At 41.6% G+C, this 21,732-nt stretch carries 16 protein-coding genes; 7 read left to right on the top strand and 9 right to left on the bottom strand.

What is annotated here, in order from left to right; translation table 11 throughout:
• Positions 1 to 33: 33 nt before the first annotated feature.
• The 4 genes from J4E76_RS09470 to J4E76_RS09455 all read right to left on the bottom strand — a co-directional run bounded on the left by J4E76_RS09470 (position 34) and on the right by J4E76_RS09455 (position 5,909).
• Positions 34 to 2,715 carry a valine--tRNA ligase gene (locus J4E76_RS09470; protein WP_208503477.1) on the bottom strand — a complete coding sequence of 894 codons (2,682 nt, stop codon included), beginning with the start codon at positions 2,713 to 2,715 and terminating at the stop codon, positions 34 to 36.
• Positions 2,716 to 3,017: 302 nt separating this feature from the next.
• Positions 3,018 to 4,352, bottom strand: a complete 1,335-nt coding sequence (locus J4E76_RS09465) for a hypothetical protein (RefSeq protein ID WP_208503475.1) — start codon at positions 4,350 to 4,352, stop codon at positions 3,018 to 3,020.
• Positions 4,353 to 4,536: 184 nt separating this feature from the next.
• Positions 4,537 to 5,352, bottom strand: coding sequence for a hypothetical protein (locus J4E76_RS09460; protein ID WP_208503473.1), 816 nt, complete (start codon positions 5,350 to 5,352; stop codon positions 4,537 to 4,539).
• A 92-nt stretch (positions 5,353 to 5,444) separates the two neighbouring features.
• Positions 5,445 to 5,909 (bottom strand): Lrp/AsnC family transcriptional regulator, encoded by a 465-nt coding sequence (locus J4E76_RS09455; protein WP_208503471.1) that lies wholly within the window; start codon positions 5,907 to 5,909, stop codon positions 5,445 to 5,447.
• Positions 5,910 to 6,080: 171 nt separating this feature from the next.
• On the opposite strand from J4E76_RS09455, the gene J4E76_RS09450 reads away from it, so the two are divergent.
• From J4E76_RS09450 to J4E76_RS09425, 6 genes are all read left to right on the top strand, one after another.
• Positions 6,081 to 7,307, top strand: a complete 1,227-nt coding sequence (locus J4E76_RS09450; protein WP_208503469.1) for a Glu/Leu/Phe/Val dehydrogenase dimerization domain-containing protein — start codon at positions 6,081 to 6,083, stop codon at positions 7,305 to 7,307.
• Between the two features lie 10 nt (positions 7,308 to 7,317).
• On the top strand, positions 7,318 to 8,478 hold the full coding sequence (locus J4E76_RS09445) for a homogentisate 1,2-dioxygenase (protein ID WP_208503467.1): 1,161 nt from the start codon (positions 7,318 to 7,320) through the stop codon (positions 8,476 to 8,478).
• A 23-nt stretch (positions 8,479 to 8,501) separates the two neighbouring features.
• Complete coding sequence (gene hppD / locus J4E76_RS09440; protein WP_208503465.1) at positions 8,502 to 9,635, top strand: 4-hydroxyphenylpyruvate dioxygenase; 1,134 nt, start codon at positions 8,502 to 8,504, stop codon at positions 9,633 to 9,635.
• Between the two features lie 84 nt (positions 9,636 to 9,719).
• On the top strand, positions 9,720 to 10,991 hold the full coding sequence (gene fahA / locus J4E76_RS09435) for a fumarylacetoacetase (RefSeq protein WP_208503463.1): 1,272 nt from the start codon (positions 9,720 to 9,722) through the stop codon (positions 10,989 to 10,991).
• Positions 10,992 to 11,033: 42 nt separating this feature from the next.
• A complete protein-coding gene (locus J4E76_RS09430; protein ID WP_208503461.1) occupies positions 11,034 to 11,924 on the top strand; it encodes a flavin reductase family protein in 891 nt (296 codons plus the stop codon).
• A 29-nt stretch (positions 11,925 to 11,953) separates the two neighbouring features.
• Positions 11,954 to 12,550 (top strand): porin family protein, encoded by a 597-nt coding sequence (locus tag J4E76_RS09425; protein WP_208503459.1) that lies wholly within the window; start codon positions 11,954 to 11,956, stop codon positions 12,548 to 12,550.
• 35 nt (positions 12,551 to 12,585) lie between these two features.
• Here the strand turns inward: J4E76_RS09425 and bioB are convergent, their stop codons facing one another.
• Positions 12,586 to 13,689 (bottom strand): biotin synthase BioB, encoded by a 1,104-nt coding sequence (gene bioB, locus J4E76_RS09420; RefSeq protein ID WP_208503457.1) that lies wholly within the window; start codon positions 13,687 to 13,689, stop codon positions 12,586 to 12,588.
• 75 nt (positions 13,690 to 13,764) lie between these two features.
• Between bioB and folK the strand changes: the two genes are divergently transcribed.
• The gene (gene folK / locus J4E76_RS09415) at positions 13,765 to 14,256 is read left to right on the top strand and encodes a 2-amino-4-hydroxy-6-hydroxymethyldihydropteridine diphosphokinase (protein WP_208503455.1); all 492 of its coding nucleotides are present in this window, start codon (positions 13,765 to 13,767) and stop codon (positions 14,254 to 14,256) included.
• A gap of 31 nt (positions 14,257 to 14,287) precedes the next feature.
• Here the strand turns inward: folK and fabD are convergent, their stop codons facing one another.
• The 4 genes from fabD to J4E76_RS09395 form a co-directional block, all read right to left on the bottom strand.
• A complete protein-coding gene (fabD, locus tag J4E76_RS09410) occupies positions 14,288 to 15,160 on the bottom strand; it encodes an ACP S-malonyltransferase (RefSeq protein ID WP_208503453.1) in 873 nt (290 codons plus the stop codon).
• Positions 15,161 to 15,205: 45 nt separating this feature from the next.
• Positions 15,206 to 15,628, bottom strand: a complete 423-nt coding sequence (locus J4E76_RS09405) for a thiol-disulfide oxidoreductase DCC family protein (protein ID WP_208503451.1) — start codon at positions 15,626 to 15,628, stop codon at positions 15,206 to 15,208.
• A 94-nt stretch (positions 15,629 to 15,722) separates the two neighbouring features.
• Complete coding sequence (locus J4E76_RS09400; RefSeq protein WP_208503449.1) at positions 15,723 to 18,587, bottom strand: gliding motility-associated C-terminal domain-containing protein; 2,865 nt, start codon at positions 18,585 to 18,587, stop codon at positions 15,723 to 15,725.
• Positions 18,588 to 18,704: 117 nt separating this feature from the next.
• Positions 18,705 to 21,563: a gliding motility-associated C-terminal domain-containing protein gene (locus J4E76_RS09395; protein WP_208503447.1), complete on the bottom strand. Its 2,859-nt coding sequence runs from the start codon at positions 21,561 to 21,563 to the stop codon at positions 18,705 to 18,707.
• Positions 21,564 to 21,732 lie beyond the last annotated feature (169 nt).

The raw sequence follows: 21,732 nt of genomic DNA, 5'->3' as shown, positions 1-21,732 counted from the left end.
GGTGAAAGGTTGCTAAGGGCTACAAAAAAACTTTTAGCCAAGGCCTGCCAACTTCTCTTCCAAGACCTTGATCTTGGATTCTGCATCTGCCTGCTTCTTCTTTTCATTCGCCACTACTTGCTCAGGGGCACCACTTACAAAGCGCTCATTGCTCAGTTTTTTTGTAACGCTATTCAAAAAGCCTTTGGTGTAATCTAACTCCTTCTGAATTTCCTCTTTCTCTTGCTCCACATCAATGGCTCCTTCTGCCATTGGCATATAAAACTCATCAGAGTTGATTACGAAACTGAGGGCATTCTCGACTTTATCATTGGTAGTTTGAATCTCGCCAATGTTGCCAAGCTTTTTGATGGTACCATCAAAGGCTTCGTATGCCGATTGATCCTTGGTTCTCACGAAGAGGTCCAATTGCTCTTTTGGCGAAAGGCCTTTGCTACTTCTTGCATTACGGATATTCGACACCAGTTCGAAAACCTTTTCAGCCTGTTTGATTAAGCCTGGATTTAGTTCTCCCACGATCGGCCAAGCAGAAACTATGATGTCCTGACCTTCCGCTCGTTCTCTAATTTGGCTCCAAACTTCTTCGGAAATAAATGGCATGAAAGGGTGAAGAACCTTCATCAGCTTTTCGAAGAGATTCAATGTGACCTCGTAAGTAGCCGGGTCAATCGGTTCGCCATAAGCAGGTTTGATCATTTCCAGATACCAAGAACAGAAGTCATTCCAAACCAGCTTGTAGGTGCTCATCAAGGCATCTGACATTCTGAACTTGCTGAAGTGATCTTCAATTTCAGTCAAGGCCTGGTTAAATCGGGCATCGAACCATTGAACAGCTATTTGGTTTTCGGCTGGCATTGAAGTTCCCTTAACTTCCCAGTTCTTTACCAAGCGGAAAGCATTCCAAATCTTGTTCGCAAAGTTTCTTCCTTGCTCAACGAGCTTTTCATCATATAGAAGATCGTTTCCGGCTGGAGAGGAGAATAACATGCCCGTTCTAACGGCATCGGCTCCCAGTTCTTTAATTAAATCCAAAGGATCAGGCGAATTACCCAGTGACTTGGACATCTTTCTACGCTGCTTGTCACGAACAATCCCCGTAAGGTATACATGCTCGAACGGCTTTTCGCCAGTATACTCATAGCCGGCAATGATCATCCTCGCCACCCAGAAGAATAGAATCTCAGGTGCAGTAACCAATACTGATGTAGGATAGAAGTAATCTAAGTCAGCATTCTTACCCTTAATGATTTTGCCTGTTTCCTTGTCAAAGCAATCATCATTGAAGCCATCAAAAACCGCCATCGGGAATAGCCATGATGATGCCCAAGTATCTAGAACATCTTCGTCTTGCCTAAGGTCTGAAGCAGAGAATGTTTTTCCTGACTTTTCTTGCGCCAATGTCAATGCTTCTTCAATAGTTTCAGCAACTACATATTCGTCATCTCCAGTACCATAGTAAAAGGCAGGAATTCGCTGCCCCCACCATAACTGGCGAGAGATACACCAATCCCGAACGTTTTCCATCCAGTGGTTATAGGTGTTTTTGAATTTTGCAGGGACCAATTGAACTTCATCATCCATCACTACTTTATGAGCAGTTTTGGAAATCTCTTTCATATTGATGAACCACTGCAAAGAGAGTTTTGGCTCAATAACGGAGCCCGTTCTTTCGGAACGTCCAATCTTAGTGGTGAATTCTTCGTCACCCATCAAGAAGCCAGCTTCGTCAAGGTCTTTGATGATTTGCTTTCTTACTTTGAAGCGATCCATACCAAAGTAAGCAGGTACCTCACACTTCTCGTTTAACTTACCATCAAGACTGATGGTGTCTATAACTTCAAGATTATGACGTAAACCGATCTCGTAGTCATTTGGATCGTGTGCTGGTGTGACTTTCAGGCAACCTGTACCAAATTCTATTTCAACATAGTCGTCCCCAATGATTGGAATCTCTCTATTGATAAATGGAACCAGGGCTTTCTTACCGATCAGATGCTTGAAACGATCGTCTTTTGGGTTAACAGCGATACCCGTATCACCCATGATGGTTTCCGGGCGCTGAGTCGCAATAATCACCTTCTCGTCAGAGTCTTTAATATCATACTGAACCTTGTAGAGCTTAGATGTTTGCTCTTTGTCGTCATAGATTACCTCTTCATTGGAAACGGTGGTTTGGGCTTCAACATCCCAGTTTACCATTCTCCATCCACGATAGATGTAGCCTTTTTTATGCAGATCAACAAAAACGCGAAGTACAGCTTTATGATAGCCTTCATCCATGGTGAAGGCCGTTCTGTCCCAATCACAAGAAGCGCCAAGCTTCTTCAATTGCTCAAGGATAATTCCCCCGTACTTTTCTTTCCACTCCCAAGCATGTTCTAAGAAGGCGTCTCTTGAAAGATCAGATTTCTTAATGCCTTGCTCGCGAAGCATTCGAACTACTTTAGCCTCCGTAGCAATGGATGCATGATCAGTTCCAGGAACCCATAAAGCTTCCTTGCCTTCCATTCTCGCTTTACGAATAAGGATGTCCTGGATAGTGTTATTCAACATGTGGCCCATGTGCAAGACACCTGTCACATTCGGAGGAGGAATGACGACAGTAAATGGCTCTTTGTCTGGGTTGGCTTTGGCTTTGAAATAGCCCTTTTCCATCCAGTGCGCATACCACTTATCTTCTATTGCTTGCGGGTTGTACTTAGTTGAAATTGACATTGAATTGTTTGAATAAAATTGAGGTGCAAAAATAGATGATTAAGTCGGAAGATGGAAGCTTGAAGAAGGAAGTCAGAAGTTTGAAGAGGGAAGTTGGAAGGTTAAAGAATCAAGGCTTAAGTTAAAACTGAAAAGTATGGTCATTCTGAGGGAAGTATGACCGAAAGAATCTCCTCATTGAAACTCAATAATTAAAAAGGAGATTGCTTCGCCCAAAAGATCTCGCAATGACGTAAGGAGACGTCACTGCGAGCCTGCCTGTCGATAGACAGGGGACGAAGCAGTCTCATTATAATGTACAATTACTTCTTCTCCAGGGCATCAAGTCTCTTTAGAACCTCATTTAAGGTTTCCTTCAATTCCTTGTTCTCTTTTTTTAAATCGTCTTTCTCCTTGCTTTCTTGGATGAGGTATAATGTCAATTCTTCCACCTTTTTTAAAAGGGTAGCATCCATTGCACCAAGATCAAGTCCATTGGTCTCTATTTCTTTGGCAGCAGGTACTTCCGGAAGGTGTTGATTTGCTTTAATGTACTGCTCAACCTCGCTTAGGGCTCGCAGCTCATAACTAGGAGCAAAAACATAGTCTGGCCAATTTCCTGGATCTACTGAGACTTTAATTTTTTTTGATTCTAGTACGCCAAATAAATACATGCTTCCTCCACTGGTGATCTTTAGTAATTCTTCGCTTGAGTCTACATTGGAGATTGAGAAAGCTCCATTGGACTCAATTCCCGTGCCCATTCGGTAGTATGTTCCATTTGAATCTTGAAAGTCTATAAAAGATGAAGATTGTGATTCATTTGAATTTAAGTGGAGGTAGCTACCTCGAATTTTTGTGATTCCATGTTTGTTAATGTTAAGAATACCTTCCACTTCAGCGTCTCCAGCAACATCCAGCATGTGATTTGGTGATGTAGTGCCAATGCCAACGTTACCGTTTGACTTTACTGTCAAACGGTCCGAAAAAACATCGTCAGTAGTATTCCTAAGCGCAAATCGTAAATCAGCTTTTCTATGCTCTGAGGAACCACCTGTTGTACTCGGTCCTTCTGTAACTAGATTCATTCGAAAGTATTCGGAGTTTAACCCTCCATAGTCATCGACAGCTCTATTGCTGCGAGCATTTAGAATTGTATAGACGCTATTTGATACTATGTTTTGTTGGTTAGAGATTACGCCATTGCTCACCTGAAACCGATCTTGTGGAGAAGTGGTACCAATGCCTACATTCCCTGTAGAGGTAATTCGCATTCTCTCATGTGAGTAACCAGAGTACTCAGTATGAAATGACATATAACCAGTTCCTTGTCCCAGGGCGTTATCATCTTTGGCTCCTTTAATTGAGGCAAAAGTCCAAATCGCGTTACTATTGGAGTACCTGCCGCCAAAACCTATACTGCCCCCAATGTCTGCACCTTGTGGGGAATTAGTAGCTATTAAGAGGTTTCCTCCAAACTGACTTACAGTACCGGATAGAGGTATGTCAGCACCTTGGATCTGTAGTTTGGCAGAAGGTGAAGTAGTGCCAATACCAACATTTCCTGAGGTGTAATAAACAGGGTTTGTGCCTAGCCATTGAGCAAAAGCAAAGTTGGAAATACAGACTGTAAGAAGGGTGATGAATATCTTTTTCATGATTATTATTTTTAAAAATACAGAGGTATAGTTTAAATATAATAAGTCTATTGTTAAGAGCTGTTTATAAACTGCTAATCAAAAATGATTTAAGTTTATTTTTGATAAATGGTAGTCTTTCTACAGCCGATAATCCTTTTATGAATGTCATTTGAGGGAGCTCTGGCTTGGCTTTTACTTTCTATTACCTCGGTGTAGAATGCAAAGCGCCTTTTGTGAAGTTGCTTTTGTTTTCACAAACGTTACAAGGGTCCTCGAAGGCACCTTCTAGTGAAAGTATTGGGTTTCCATTTCTAGGAAGATCATTCAATTGTTTTTCCCATGTGTCTAGCTGAGGGCGTGTGAGTTCAGTGAATGAAGTGGCCTTAAAGCCACCACTGCCACCAGGCTCAAAGTTGTGTGTTCCTGGAACAACCAAGAGGTTAATTGGTGGAGACTGAGGTGGAGGCGCCAATCTCCCGACTTTATAGTGTCCATCATCATAGCAAACACATACGATAGTGTCTCCTTCCACACAGACTATTACTGGTTCATAATCCCATTCATGCCTGTATATGAAGTATACAATGACCGAAATGATAATGATGACAGCGATTATAATTAGTACGATTACAAAGAACTTGACAGTGACAACAGTTGCGACCCATTTCCAAACGGTCTTAGCGACCGCAGCAATTACTTTACGGAAAATGTAACCGACTATTGTAGCACCGGCCACTGCAACCAGTTTCCTTTGCCAGGTTCTAAAAGTTCTTGTAAACCATCTTTTGACCGGTCCCCAAACATTCTTTTTGAAATAGTGTGTGACGGTCGAAATCGTTAAATGACTGATGTTCCATTCATACACATAAAGGAAGCATAGTATACCGTTGCACATTACGGCTCGGCACCATACTTTGATTAACTGTTTTTCTTCACCTGATGGTAGTTGTAAATCGGGTTGGTACTTTTTGGCTTTGTCTAAAATAGTACCAGTCAAGGGTTGATGTTGAGCAGGCATAACTTGTGTGTTTTAACATAAGTTAATGAAAATCAGTGGATAAGAAAAGTTATCAATCCAAAAATGCAGCCTCCTTTGAGTTGTCTAACAGGCTAAGAGAAGGGTTGATAAGCCGTCTTATGAATGTTATTTGAGAGTACAAATGAACTCTGCACTTGGCCGAGATTGGCTGTAGTAGAGAGCTTGGTCAGGATAAATGCTTCGTACTTTTCCATATTCTTGACCACAATCTTGAGCAAAAAGTCAAAGTTTCCAGCAATATGATAACACTCCATTACTTCAGGGTATTGGTTGACTTCGGCCACGAATTTCTCGAGATAGGATCGAGAGTGTTTGGTAAGGCTAATGGAGATAAAAGCTGTGAGGATCAAATCCAACTTTCTATTGTCCACCAGAGCCACATATTGCTTAATGATGCCGTCTTTTTCTAGTCGTTTGACGCGTTCAAAAACCGGAGTTGTCGACAAATTCAATTGGTCAGCCAAGGCCTTAGTTGTAATCCGTCCGTCCTGTTGAAGGATTTCCAAAATCTTGATATCCGTTTGATCCATTTTCATCTAGTGGGTTTTTCTAAATAGGTTGACAAATTTATGCTTTTCTGTTTGATTTTTCTTCTAATGGATGGAATTGAAGTTGAATCAACTATTTGATGATTATTCATTAGCGGATACCGATGAGGTCTAGTTTTAAAAACTAGTTTTGTAATTATCCAGAAATCAATAATTCCAATGACAGATTTACTCTCAAAATTTGAAAATAAACCACCTGAAATAGTCTTTGAATGGCGCGACCAAGAAACGGAAGCTGAGGGTTGGGTAGTGATCAATTCCCTGAGAGGCGGTGCTGCCGGTGGTGGTACACGCATGCGCAAAGGACTGAACAAGCGAGAGGTGGAGTCATTAGCCAAAACGATGGAGGTAAAGTTTACAGTTTCTGGCCCTCCAATAGGTGGTGCGAAATCGGGTATTAATTTCGATCCAAATGATCCGCGCAAAGAAGGCGTGCTCAAAAGATGGTTTGCTGCGGTGAGCCCCTTGTTAAAATTCTATTATGGTACAGGTGGTGATTTAAATGTGGATGAAATTCATGAAGTAATCGCAATGACAGAAGAGGCAGGCATTTGGCATCCGCAAGAGGGGGTTTTTAACGGTCACTTCAAACCCAATGAGGCTTCAAAAATCAATAGAATAGGTCAGCTCAGAAATGGTGTGGTCAAGGTGATTGAGAATCCAGAGTATTCACCGGATGTTGCCAAGAAATATAAAGTGGCCGATATGATCACTGGATATGGTGTGGCTCAGGCCATTCACCATTACTATGACATTTGGGGTGGCAATTACAAGGAGAAGAGAGCTGTAATTCAAGGTTGGGGAAATGTAGGTGCGGCAGCGGGCTTCTATTTGGCCCAGATGGGAGTAAAGATTGTTGGGATTATCGATAGAGAAGGCGGCCTTTTGAATCAAGATGGCTTTAGTCTGGAAGAGATAAGACGACTCTTTGTAAACAGGAATGGAAATCAGTTGCATGCTGAAAATATGATGCCATTTGATCAGGTGAACGAAGGAATTTGGGATCTGGATTTCGAGATTTTTGTTCCAGCTGCTGCCTCAAGGTTAATCACCAAAGATCAGGTAGACAGGATGATCGAAACAGAACTAGAAGTGATTTCTTGTGGTGCCAATGTACCATTCAATGATCCGGAAATTTTCTTCGGAGAGACGGGTTTGTATGCCGATGAGAATCTATCCGTGATCCCTGACTTCATTGCGAATTGTGGAATGGCGAGGGTTTTTGCGTATCTTATGGAAGGCGGAGTGGCATTAACGGACGAAGCGATTTTTGAGGACACTTCTGAAGTGATTCGCAAAGGACTGCAAACGGTTTATGATTTGTCTTCGGACGTAAAGGGGATCTCAAAAAGAGCTCTAAATCACTCACTCAACCAACTTGTTTAAAATTTAACCTATGCCATTTTATCATCAACTCGGTAAAATTCCTCATAAGAGACATACGACTTTCAAAAAGCCTGACGGAAGCTATTACTATGAACAGCTCTTCGGAACCATCGGCTTTGATGGGATGTCTTCACTCATGTATCATGAACAGAGGCCGACACAAGTCAAGGAAGTCATCAAGTCATATGATGTTTCTCCGAAAATTGCGGTAGAAAAGAATATGCTCTCCCTAGGAATCAAGGGTTTTTCAGTTCCCCCTAAGGCAGACTATTTAGAAAGTAGAACAGCTGTTTTGGTGAATAATGATTGCCATATTGTTTTGGCATCGCCTCAAGAGTCGCTTAGAGACTATTTCTATAAGAACACTGACTGTGATGAATTAATATTCATTCATGAGGGTACCGGAACATTACGAACACAGCTTGGAAATATAGAATTTGGATACGGGGACTACCTTTTGGTGCCTCGTGGAATGATCTATCAGATTGATTTCGACACCAAGGACAACAGGCTTTTTATAGTTGAGTCACACCGACCAATGTATACGCCTAAGCGATATAGAAACTGGTTTGGTCAAATGCTTGAGCACTCACCTTTTTGTGAGAGAGATATCAGAAGGCCACAAAACCTAGAGACATACAATGAGAAGGGCGACTTTATCATAAAGGTTAAGAAAGAGGGGATGATTCATGAATACATTTATGCGAGCCACCCTTTTGATATAATTGGTTGGGATGGATATAACTATCCATATGCTTTTTCGATTCACGATTTTGAGCCAATTACTGGCCGAGTGCATCAGCCACCTCCAGTACATCAAACTTTTGAAACAGATGCCTTTGTGGTTTGCTCGTTTGTACCAAGGCTTTTTGATTATCATCCGGAGGCAGTTCCGGCCCCATATAATCATAGTAATATCGATTCTGATGAAGTGCTCTACTACGTGGATGGAGATTTTATGAGTCGAAATAACATCGAACGAGGACAGTTGACATTGCATCCTGCCGGTATACCTCACGGTCCGCACCCGGGTGCAATGGAAAGAAGCCTAGGCGTAAAAGATACTGCAGAACTGGCTGTGATGGTGGATACTTTCAAACCTTTGAAAGTGACAGAAGTAGCAATGAATATTTTAGTTAAGGACTACCACAAATCGTGGTTGGATAAGTAAGGAATTTATAAAGAATTAAGAAGATGGAGAATACGACATATTCTGGCGAAAAGATATTTGAAGGAGCTCAAGACTTCCTCCCAATGAACGGTACCGACTACGTAGAATTATATGTTGGTAATGCGAAGCAGTCCGCACATTATTATAAATCTGCTTTTGGTTTTCAATCAGTGGCCTATGCTGGACTGGAAACGGGTTTAAAAGATCGTGTGTCCTATGTTTTACAGCAGGATAAGATTCGTTTAGTACTAACATCACCTTTAACAGAGGGTGGACTAATCAACGAGCACATCAGCAAGCATGGTGATGGTGTAAAAGTGATAGCACTTTGGGTAGATGATGCTACCAAGTCTTGGGAAGAAACTACTAAACGTGGCGCTAAATCATTCATGGAGCCTCAGAAAGAGGAGGATGAAAATGGATATGTTATAAAATCAGGAATTCACACTTATGGTGAAACGATTCACATTTTCGTGGAGCGAAGTAATTACAATGGTGTTTTTATGCCAGGCTTCCAAGCTTGGAAATCTGATTTTAATCCTTCAGAAGTAGGCCTCAAGTACATCGACCATATGGTTGGTAATGTAGGTTGGGGAGAAATGAATAAATGGTGTGAGTTTTACGAAAAAGTAATGGGCTTCACCCAATTGGTGTCATTTGATGACAAAGACATTTCGACTGAGTACACGGCCCTAATGAGTAAGGTGATGAGTAATGGTACTGGTCGAATTAAATTCCCTATTAACGAACCAGCCGAAGGTAAGAGAAAGTCTCAAATCGAAGAGTACATTGACTTCTACAATGGTGCAGGTGTGCAGCACGTTGCTCTGGCTACTGACAATATCATTGAAACAATTGGTGCACTCAGAGCTAGAGGCGTAGAATTCTTAAAAGTACCTGAGATCTATTATGATGATGTACTTGACAGGGTCGGAGAGATTGATGAAGATCTTGAGCCATTGAAAAACTTGAATATTCTGATCGATAGAGATGATGAAGGTTACCTCTTACAGATTTTCACCAAGCCGGTACTAGATCGTCCAACAATGTTCTTTGAGATTATTCAGAGAAAAGGTGCTCAGTCTTTTGGTAAAGGAAACTTCAAAGCACTTTTTGAGGCCATTGAAAGAGAACAAGAATTAAGGAATACACTTTAGGCCCCATCCCTGCCTTCCCCAAAGGGAAGGTGGTCCCTCCCTTGGAGGGGGTTAGGGAGGCTTATGACGTCAAGTAATAGAATTATGATCAAAGCAAACGATCCATCGCGAAAATCTTGGGTACATGTACCCGCAGATTCAGACTTTTCAATACAGAATATACCGTTTGGTATATTTAAAACATCTGACTTAAACCCCAGAGCTGCTACAGCCATAGGAGATAAGGTTGTAGACTTGTCGATTCTACATGAGGTGGGTCTTTTGGAAGGCCTGGACCTTCCTTCTGGTATTTTCTCAAAGCCAAATCTGAACGATTTCATGGAACTAGGGAAGGCTACTACAAGAAGAGTTAGGGATAGAATTTCGGACTTATTGGAAGAGAATAATGCCGAGTTAAGAGACAATGACAAGTTAAGGTCAACTGTATTTCATGATATGGAGTCAGTTGAAATGTTGATGCCAGTAAGCGTACCGAATTATACTGACTTTTATTCTTCAGAGCAGCATGCGTTTAACGTGGGCACTATGTTTAGGGGTCCTGAAAATGCCCTAATGCCGAACTGGAAACATATTCCAGTGGGTTACCATGGTCGTGCCTCTTCAATAGTAGTTTCAGGCACTCCTTTTCATCGGCCTAAAGGGCAAACCAAAGCGGATGATGCTGATGTCCCTTCTTTTGGGCCTTGTAGACTTCTTGACTTCGAATTAGAAATGGCCTATATCACTTGTAAAGAAAACCCTTTGGGTGATGCAGTTTCTACCAGCGAGGCAGAAGACTATATTTTTGGTTTTGTCATTTTGAATGACTGGTCGGCAAGAGATATTCAGAAGTGGGAGTACGTACCATTAGGACCCTTCTTGGCTAAGAATTTTGCATCGCACGTTTCTCCGTGGATCGTGACAATGGATGCTCTTGAGCCGTTTATGGTAGAAGGGCCAAATCAATCTCCTGAAGTGCTTCCTTACCTAAGGTATGAAAAGGCAACACATTTTGATGTGAGCCTAGAGGTAGGTATTCAACCTGAGGGAGCCGAGGAGACAGTTGTATCAAACTCTAATTTCAAGCATATGTATTGGAATGTGAGACAGCAACTGGCGCATCACACAGTCAATGGCTGTAACATGCAAGTGGGAGATATGTATGGTTCAGGTACTATCTCAGGACCTGAAGAAAGTGCCTATGGTTCCATGCTCGAATTATCTTGGAGAGGAACCAAACCTCTGCCCATGACTGATGGTTCGGAGAGAAAGTTTATCCTTGATGGCGATACAGTCATAATGAGAGGACATGCGGAAAAGGATGGTATACGTGTTGGCTTTGGTGAGGTCAAGGCAAAAGTGCTACCTGCTAAATAGGTTCTTTCTCCCATTTATCGTAGTCAGAATGAGAAAGTAAAAATGAGAATTGACCCAAAAGAAATATCTACCCCAGATTTGCATGCTCAATTATTGGGCTGCATTGGACCTAGGCCCATTGCGTGGGCAAGTACTGTAGACGAGCAGGGTAAGTCAAACCTAGCACCCTACAGTTTTTTCAATGTATTCAGTACAAACCCACCTACGCTCATTCTCTCACCAGCTAAGCCTCGTGACTTGCAGTTGAAACACACACTTTTGAATGCGATGGCTACCAAGGAGATCGTCATCAACATTGTCAGTTTTGATGTGGTAGAGCAAATGTCCCTGAGCAGTACAGCTTATGCCAAAGGAGTAAATGAATTTGTTAAGGCCGGTGTGACAGCTGTTGATTCAGAAAAGGTCAAACCTCCGAGAGTAGGAGAGTCTATTGCGGCTTTTGAGTGTAAGGTGAAGGAGGTTGTTCATTTAGGCGATGATGCGGGGGCTGGTAATCTTATTATTTGTGAAATTGTCTTGGCGCATATCAAGGATGAAGTACTAGGTGATGACGGCAAGCCTGATCCTTATAAAACAGACCTTGTGGGTCGAATGGGCGGAGATTGGTATTGCCGGGCTAATGGAGAAGCCATTTTTAAGCTTCCGAAACCAAACAGGAATCTTGGAATAGGAGTTGATCAAATTCCTGCTGCCATCCGCAATAGTACTGTGCTAACTGGCAATAATTTAGGGAGATTAGGAAATATTGAAAAAATCCCCGAAAATGATCGCATATTTGCATTTTCAGAAACGTCTGAAATACGTGAGATCAAAACACGTTTTATCAATGATAAGGAGTCGCTCGAATATCATTTGCATGAATTAGCTCAGAGATATTTAGTTGACGATGATCTTGAAAGCGCTTGGTTGACCTTATTGCAGACTATTGATTGAAAGACTAACTACCATTAAAAACAAAACATATGAAAAAACTCATTATCGCTTCAATGCTAATGTTCACCGTATTGGGAGCAAACGCACAAAAAATCAATTTTGGTCCTAGAGTTGCATTAACATCAACAACAATTGACTTTAAAGATCCTGTAACAAACTTTACTGAAGGTGACGCCCAGGTGGGTTATCAGTTTGGTGTATTCTTAAGAGCTAAACTATTAGGTCTTTATATTCAGCCGGAATTACTTTTCTCTAAGACAAGCTCTGTACTTGACGTTCTTGGTGGCGGAGGAGGATCTGTTGATTTTGACTTTAATAAGATTGATGTACCAGTAATGGTAGGCTACAAATTGGGGCCGATCAGACTTCAAGTTGGACCTTCTTTTAGCTTCTTAACAAGTGCCGAAAGTACTGATGCTGGTGGCCTTGTGGAAGATGTTAAAGACAACTATAACTCTGCGACCGTTGGTTACCAAGCAGGTATCGGCCTTGATATTTTAAAGTTTGTGATTGATGTAAAGTATGAAGGAAACTTGACTGCTTTTGCGGACGCTCTTCCTGCAGGAGTCAATTCAGACCAAAGACAAAATCAAGTAGTAGTGGCAGTAGGATTTAAATTATTCTAAGCACACGGCTGCAATCATAAAAAAGAAAGGAAGTCCTAAAGGGCTTCCTTTCTTTTTTTATTAGCCTTTTTAGTGGCTTCCACATTCTTTTCTATTCGATGCCCTGGTCTTGACCATTTGATTTTCTCACCTGGTGCTGACGTCATTTCTTCTTGTGGTAGCGGAGTTGGTTTCGCACCCTTGGCATAAGGCTTCATGGGTTTGATACCCAAGATATTGAACAGCTCCATGTCCTCATTCACATCTGGGTTTGGTGTAGTTAATAGCTTATCTCCAGCGAAGATTGAGCCCGCACCTGCCATGAAACAAAAGGCCTGACCTTCTTTGCTCATTTCTGTCCTTCCTGCGGAAAGACGAACTGTCGTTGATGGCAATACGATTCGGGTTGTGGCCACCATACGGATCATATCCCAGATCGGAACGATTTGTTGTTCTTCAAGAGGTGTACCTTCTACTGAAACCAAAGCATTGATAGGGACAGACTCTGGTTGAGGGCTTAGTGATGCTAAAGCAAGAAGCATTCCGGCTCTATCTTCGATTGATTCGCCCATTCCAATGATACCACCACTACAAACGGTAACGTTCGTCTTGCGAACATTTTTAAGAGTTTCAAGCCTATCTTCCCAACCACGAGTTGATATAATCTCTTTATAGTATTCTTCGGATGAATCTAAATTATGATTGTAGGCGTAAAGACCGGCTTCTGCAAGTCGCTGTGCTTGATTTTCGCTAAGCATTCCCAACGTACAGCAAACCTCCATGTCAAGAGTGTTGATGGCACGCACCATATCCAATACCTGATCGAATTCTGGGCCATCTTCTACGTTTCTCCATGCAGCACCCATACAAACTCTGGATGAACCAGATGATTTAGCTCTTAGGGCTTGTGCTTTAACCTGATCTACAGTCATTAAGTCATTAGTCTCAATATCTGTATGGTACCTTGCTGCCTGTGGACAATAGGCACAATCCTCTGGACAGCCACCAGTTTTGACAGACAAGAGAGTGCTTACCTGAACTTCATTGGGGTTGTGATACTTCCTATGAATAGAGGCCGCCTCATAGACTAATTCTAAAAGCGGTTTATTATATAGGTCAACAATTTCTTCCTTCGTCCAGTCGTGTCTAATCTCACTCATTCTTTAGATTTAAAGTCTCGGCAAAATAGCGACCTGCTCAATCAACTCCAATAACTAATACTATATTTGATCGATATGACAGGCATCTATTTACTATTGGGAACCAATCTTGGTAATAAGGTTAAAAACCTGGAAAAAGCGATTGAATTAATGGTCGCAAACAAGATTGCTATTAGAAGGGAATCATCTATCTACGAAACTGCTGCTTGGGGTATTGAAGATCAACCTTCATTTCTCAATCAGGTCATAGAAATAGAGACCTCAAAGACTCCTGAGAAACTTTTGGAGCTACTGCAGGGGATAGAGCAGAAAATGGGTCGTGTTCGGGAAATCAAGTGGGGGGAAAGACTGATTGATATTGATATTCTCTACTATGGAGATACGATTCTTGATCATAACGATCTCAAAATTCCGCATCCTGAAATTCAGAATAGACGTTTTACGCTGGCTCCGTTGGCTGAAATTGCACCAAGTCTAGTGCATCCCACACTTAAGGAGAATCATACCGATTTACTCCAAGCATGCCCAGACAGTCTGGAGGTTTCAATACTGGAAGAAGTACATTAAAAAAATCCCCTAAGAAGGGGATTTAATTTTTTTAGATACTTGCGACTTCTGCTTCTCTATGGATTTTTTTCACCAGCCCTTGAAGTACTTTTCCAGGACCAGATTCCACAAAGTTGGTAGCTCCATCTGCCACCATGGCTTGAACAGATTGTGTCCATCTCACAGGTGCTGTTAATTGAATCTTTAAATTTTGCTTGATCTCATCCAAATCGGTCGATGCCTTGGCAGTCACGTTCTGGTAGATTGGGCAGACCCCCTGACTAAATGTTGTTGCGTCAATTGCCTTTTCCAACTCTTCTCGCGCTGGCTCCATAAGTGGTGAATGGAAAGCGCCCCCTACAGGAAGTGGAAGTGCTCTACGGGCTCCTGCTTCTTTTGCCTTTTCACAAGCAATTTCAATTCCTTTGTGTGATCCCGAAATCACTAACTGTCCAGGACAATTGTAATTAGCAGCTACTACAACTTCATCAATAGATGCACATAATTCTTCTACTACTTGATCTTCTAAACCAAGGATAGCTGCCATGGTTGAAGGATTGATTTCACAAGCTTTTTGCATGGCTAAAGCTCTTTGTGAAACTAGTCTTAGTCCATCCTCAAAGGAAAGGACACCGCTAGCAACAAGAGCCGAGAATTCTCCTAAAGAATGACCTGCAACCATATCAGGTTTAAAATCATCAGAGATTTTTGCCAATACCACCGAATGCAAGAAAATGGCAGGTTGGGTAACCTTGGTTTCTTTAAGTTGGTCCGCAGTACCTTCAAACATGATGTCGGTGATGCGAAAACCAAGTATGTCATTTGCTGATTCTAAAAGCTGTTTTGCTTCAGCTGATGAGTCGTATAAATCTTTGGCCATTCCGGGAAACTGTGCTCCCTGACCTGGAAATACATATGCAGTCATTCTTTTTGCGTTTGTTTTGGGTGTGGCAAAACTAATCAATAATCACTAAGCATCCACAAATCTCGAGCGAAGCTCCGGGGTAGGAATTCGACAAGAATCCTGTTTGCCCCACCATTTATATCTGTTCTTGCCAATGATGTCATAGACACCATGTCTGATGAATGGAGGGATAATCATGAATATGTAAAGTAGGGGGTATAAGCCACTAAGTTTTCTTGCAATTCTAAGTGCTGCCGAACTCTTTTTGTACACCTGCCCTTTGCTGAGCAATACCAGACTATCAAACTCTTCAGTATTGTAGCCCAGTTCTGCCAGCTTTTGTTGTCCAAAATCGGATTGTAGCGCGGCAAATCGAAAGTAATTTTTGGGATCGTGGTCAATGATGAAGTTGACAGAGCTGTTACATAGATTACATACGCCATCGAAAAGGAGTATGTCTTGGTTTTCTATGTTTTCCGACTTTTTCAACTGATTATCAATTCTTTCGACTACACAAAGTTAACAATGCTACTTAAGAAGTAAGTTCCTCTGGTAGCATAGAAACTGTCGAGTAGAAAAAAGGTTATCTGAAAATCTTAACCCAGTTTCTAAACTCTTGTGTTCTTAACCTAGGGTCTAATACATTGAAGGTGACCGTTGCAGAATAATAGTATGTGCCAGAAGGTAGGGGATTACCATTCACGTCTCTGCCATCCCAGTCGATGTAGATATTAGGTTCTGTATCTTCCGCAGAGTTATAACTGAAAATCTCAGTTCCACCCCAACGGTCAAATACTTGGAATACTACTGATTCTACAAAGCGTGGACAACTTCCGTTTGGCTGATCAAAAGCTCTGAATGTATCATTGATATTATCACCGTTAGGAGTGAATGTGTTCGGCAATTCATAATTAGGACAGTTGTCAAAACAAACCGGATCGCTCAAAGGACTTTCATTGTTTGATCTATCTACTGAAGCAATTCGATAGCAGCCTTTAATTTCGCTCAACCCAGTGTGTTCGAATGTTGTGGTTCGTGTATTGGCAATCAAAACGAAACTGTTTTCTTCTCCAGTACTAGAGAAGTATATATTGTAGCTGGCAATGTCATTGTCAATATCATCCACTGTCCAGTCTAGCGTATTCGTAAAGTCGGCAAACGCGCAAGGTTCAGTTTCTAACCTTTGACAATTATCACTTTCTAACAGAATGAGTGGGAATTCCCCCGGTATGAGCGTAGTGTCACCAGGAAGTTCAATCTCTGGTTCCTGAGGAGGTTGCTCATCGTTTGGCATGACACAAATTATTTGCGAGTCATTTACCAACGGTGCATCTATTTCATCATTGCCATAACTACCTCTGGTGGTTACAAAGTAACAGTACTCTCTATCATCTCTAAGAGGAGTGTTATTGAACGATCCATCGTCAAAATACCTCAGACCGTCCACGGTGACTTTTGCACTATCGATCAGCACAAAGGTGTCGACATCATTGGCATCCGGGTCAGTTCGGTTTCTATAGATGAGATGGTATGGTGAACTTTGCACCTGATTGGACCAAGGAACGCTGGCACTCCACGAAAGATTGACGGATTGTATTTCTCCGACAGCTTCAAGTCTAACAGAGGATGCTGTTGCTGAGCTGTCTATTAAATTGTCGTCCGCGTCATAAAACCTGACCTGATAGTTGAATGGCAGGTCTTGTGTATTAATACCGGTGTCTGTGAACATGGTATCCGTTGTAGAAGCTAATAATGTTCTTCCTGAGGTCCCAGTAAAACCATTATAGCGGAACAATTCATATCTAAATGGAGGAGGAAACAGTGTTTCGTCAATATCAAGTGGAGATACCCACTTTACAAAAACTTCCCCATTAGTGTCATTTGTCTCCTCAATAGAAACGTTAGTTATCGCTGGGATGTCCAGCGGAATCAGAACACAAAATTCTTGTGAAGCATAACTGGTCCCACCTGATGGAGAAGGAAATTCGGCTACGAGTCTGTAGCAATAATTCACCCCAGGTCTAACATTATTATCATCTAAGTAAGATGTCTGATTAATCGGCAATTCATCTATCAATACGTAACCCGAATTGGCAGGAATACCAATGTTACAGTTCTCGGGTGTAAAGTCGAAACTTTCTACACGCCTGTAGACCTGCATTTTAGGGTTAAAATTGGCGCCAACATAGTTGTCCCAATCCAGTTGAATAGAAGTACTTGAGGCTATTGTTCCAGTGAGACCCGTAGGAGCAGGGGCTACTACTGTAACATTCCATCTTTTGAAATCTGTAAAAGCAGGAGCATCCCGATCAAAAGGTCTGTCTGATACTTTAAACTGTACCTCATAAGGTCTACTCCGCACATGCGATATGTCTGTTTGCCAGCTGAAAAGAGACTCTGCAGGCTGATTTCTGAACCTTGGTATCGCTGAACTGTCTGGTAGAGAAAGAAACTCTGCTGGTGAAATATTTAAGTCAAATACACCTCCAAAAGCCTCTACAAGTACGTCATTGCCATCAGGATCTGTTCCTAAGACCACAGCATTAAGCAATGAGCCTGCTTCAACACATGTGTCAGGAGGAATTACTAATTCTGGTCGCTCATTGTTACAGTCTTCTACCACGATTTGCATATCGCGTGTGACAAAACCAATCAATTCATATCTATCATTTAATACAGAAAAACGCCATTCTTCCACGATGAACGCAATATTATACTCACCCGCTAACATAGGAGCATCCCAGACCAGATCACCTGTAACTGGATCAATTTCAAAAACGGCAGGACTGCCTCCATCTTCTCTTATGTTGGAAATTGAACTATCGTCAAGAGGTAAATATGTTTCTATTTTAACACCTCTATCCTGAAGAGGAGTTACAAGTTTATAGGCTAGACTGTCCCCATCAGGGTCGAACGCTCCGGCATTGTGAATGAATCTTCCTCCAATACATGCTCTATCCACAGGTGGGATTGTAAGGATAGGAGTGTCATTTAGTGTGTCTCCTGCACGAATTCTTAAGGCTGTTTCGACATGAAATGCTAAGCTTTCAGAGGCAGGGCCACCTAAGTTGATAATATTGGAATTTCTATTCTGTTCCGTGAAGCTTACTACATAGACTCCAGGTCCATCAAAGGTGTGATCAAATTGAATGGTGATAATTGAAGTCTGATTACCAATCTCTACCTCAGTAATTCTGTTATCAACGGCTTCGGCACGTAAAGCCTCTATGCCGCCTTCGATAGTTCTTCCTTGTCCAAAGTTAAATATACCTCCTTGCCCAAAGGGCACACCTTCCGTGTCTCTGTATATAGTTAATGTAAAGCGATACCTTAAACCAGATTGAGAAATACGAACAGCAGTAATTTCACCGGCACGAATATGAGTAGCCGCGGCATCAATGGCAAAGAGGGAAATTAGTGTTAAGCACAGAACTAATCTTCTGAACATAGTCATGTAGTAATACCTTTAAGGACTAAACGCAATATCTGTAATTAGTTGTACTTTCTTTTAATATTTCTTGACATTCTGTAGTCCATTTGACCCTTTAAGCAAGCCTTGTTTGGCTTACCTAATGATTTGAACCCAGTTTTTGAATTCTTGTTTTCTACGAGAAGGATCGAAAGTGTTGAATATGACTGATGCAGTAAAATAATAGGTGCCCGAAGGAAGAGGTTTGCCCTGCTTATCATTACCTGACCAATCAATAAACACATCCTTTTCATCATTTGTAGACTTTGATTCGTAAATCGTTTTCCCACCCCAACGATCAAATACCATGAAGACAACTGATTGAACAAAACGTGAACATTGCGTATTTGTCAAATCGAAAGCCCTGAACGTGTCATTAATATCATCCCCATTAGGGGTAAAAGTATTTGGTAATTCGTAATAAGGACAATTGTCAAAGCAAATGGCCTCACTCAGTTCACCTTCGATACCACGACTATTGATGGCGCTTACTTTGTAACACCCCTTGAATTCTCGCAGCCCCTGATGTTCAAAGGTTTTAACCGCGGTATTTGCAATAAGCTCATAGTCATTCGGGTCTCCTGTCTTAGAGAAATAGACATTGTAGCTTACAAGCTCGGATTCTGATCCATTGATTATCCAATTGATCGTATTGGAAAGTGATAGTGCTGAACAAGATTGAAAATTTGAGTTTTGACATTCTTCTTTTTCCACTACTACAAGGCTGTTTCCGCTTGGTCCATCAATGAGAGAGGAGTCATTTTCAATCAAAATTTCTGGAGCGTCTGGTATTGGATTTTCAAGGGGGGTAAAACAGTTGATTTGTGACTCGTTTATAAGCGGTAATTCTATGCCGGTATCTTCATATTCTCCGCTAGTGGCGATGTAATAGCAGTATGATCTATCGGTCTTGAGAGGAGTGCTATTGAACGAACCGATATCGATGTATTCGAAGCCATCTTGAAGTACGTCTACACTATCGACCAAAACGTAACTGAGCTCATCATCTGCTTCTGAATCTGTTCTGTTACGATAAATGTAATGATAAGGGAACCTTTGGGATCTATTGGACCAAGGCGTATTTGCCTCCCAGTTGATCTCTACAGATCCAATTTCGCCACTCCCTTGAAGCCAAACCGAGGAGGCAGTTGCACTACTGTCGACTAGGTTGTTGTCAGCATCATAAAATCTTACGTAATAGTTATGTGCCAGATTTCTGGTGTCAAAACCAGTGTCATTGTAGGTTGTGTCGTTAGTTGAAGTTAAAAATGTACGACCGCTGGATCCATTTATATCATTGCTTCTAAAAAGTTCATAGGTGAAAGGACCGGGAAATAGAATTTGATTAATTCCAATGGGCGATGTCCACCTAACAAATGTTTCACCGTTAGTATCATTGGTATTTAGAACACTAACATTAGTCATTATAGGTGTGTCGACATTAATGGATAGGCAGAACTCTGCGGAAGCATAGCTAATTCCTCCCTTTGGTGCAGGAAACTCAGCCACCAATCGATAGCAATAGTTGACACCTGGCCTAATACCACTATCATCAGTATAGCTTGTTTCGTTACTGGACACCTCACCAATTAAGACATATCCTGATCCATCTGGTATTCCTGTATCGCAGTTTGAGGGCTGAAAATCAAAACTTCCAATTCTACGATATATCTTCATTGTAGGGCCGAAACTAGCGCCTATATAGGGGTCCCAATTGAGGTCAATGGCATCTGAACCTGACACAATGCCCGCTAAGCCAGTTGGCGCAGGGGCGATTACCTGAATGCTCATGGTCTTAAAATCGAAGAGCGTGGGGATGCTTGGGTCTAACTGAATGTCACTTACTTTGAACACTACATCATGAGGTTGAGCTTGTACATGCGATAGGTCAGTTTGCCATCTTAAAAGGCTTTGCGCGGGGGAATCCCGGAACAACTGTTTGTCATTAATATCTGGAAAGTTCAAATATTCGGCAGGTGATGAACTGACTCCGAAAACACCTCCGAATGCTTCCATAAGAATTTGGTCCCCATTGGGATCAGTACCAGTAACAATGGACTCTAATACAGTACCTGCCACAATACAAGTGTCTGCTGGCGCTTCCAACAAAGGTCTCTCATCAGAACATTCGGCAACAACAATTTGCATGTCTCGTGTGACATAGCCTAATAGTTCAGATCTTCCAAGTTGTTCGTTAAACCTCCATTCTTCGATAATAAAAGCAATCGAGTATTCTCCTACGAGTTGAGGCGCATCCCATTGCAATGACCCTCGTATCGGATCAATGGTGAATATAGCTGGAGTACTTTGATCCTCTTTTTGAGTTGAAATGTCAGGATGATCAAGGGGTTGGTAGCTGGTAATCGGGTTATTCAATCCAGCTAAGGGTGTTACTATTCTATAAGCAAGGCTGTCACCGTCAGGATCGAAAGCTCCGGATATGTGAACAAAACGTGAGCCTAGACAAGCCTGGTCTAAAGGAGGCACAGTCAGCTGAGGTGTGCTGTTAATGATAGTATTGCTTACCGTTAAAATCGTTTCGACATGAAATGGAAAGCTGCCGGAAAGTGTTCCTCCAAGATTTATTATGTTTTGATTTCGGTTTCCCTCAGTATAACTCACCGTATAATTGCCCTCTCTTACGTAGGTGTAGTCAAACTGTATCACCACTCTGGAAGTGAAATTACCAAGGTTGGTCTCCTGAATTCCTCTAATAGAGAGAGCCTCTAAATTGGCTCTGCCTGCAGCAATAAACCTACCATCTCCGGTATTAAAAACACCGTTAATGTCAATTGATGATTCTGTATCTCTATAAAGAACTACAGTAAACCGGTACCTTAAACTAGTTTGCGAAATCCTTTCCGCAGTAATTTCTCCGGATCTTAGGTGAGTAGCATAAATACTTGTCATTGAAACGACAAGCATTGAAAATCCTAGAATCAGTCTTTTGACCATACTTAGATAAGCAGTAACTAATGGATAAACGGAGTATTGCTAATTAGTAATGTTTATAGACAAAAAAAATAAACATTCGGTTGTAACAACTTATTAATGAGGAGTACATATCAAAGTCGAATTGACTTTGATTGCAAACGTTTGGGATATAACTTTGAGTCATAAATTT

Origin of the sequence: Roseivirga sp. E12 (assembly GCF_017592825.1) — a bacterium.
In the GTDB taxonomy this organism is placed as follows: Bacteria; Bacteroidota; Bacteroidia; order Cytophagales; family Cyclobacteriaceae; genus Roseivirga.
The sequence above is the reverse complement of the archived record's forward strand: the minus strand, read 5'-3'. Positions and strand labels throughout refer to the sequence as shown.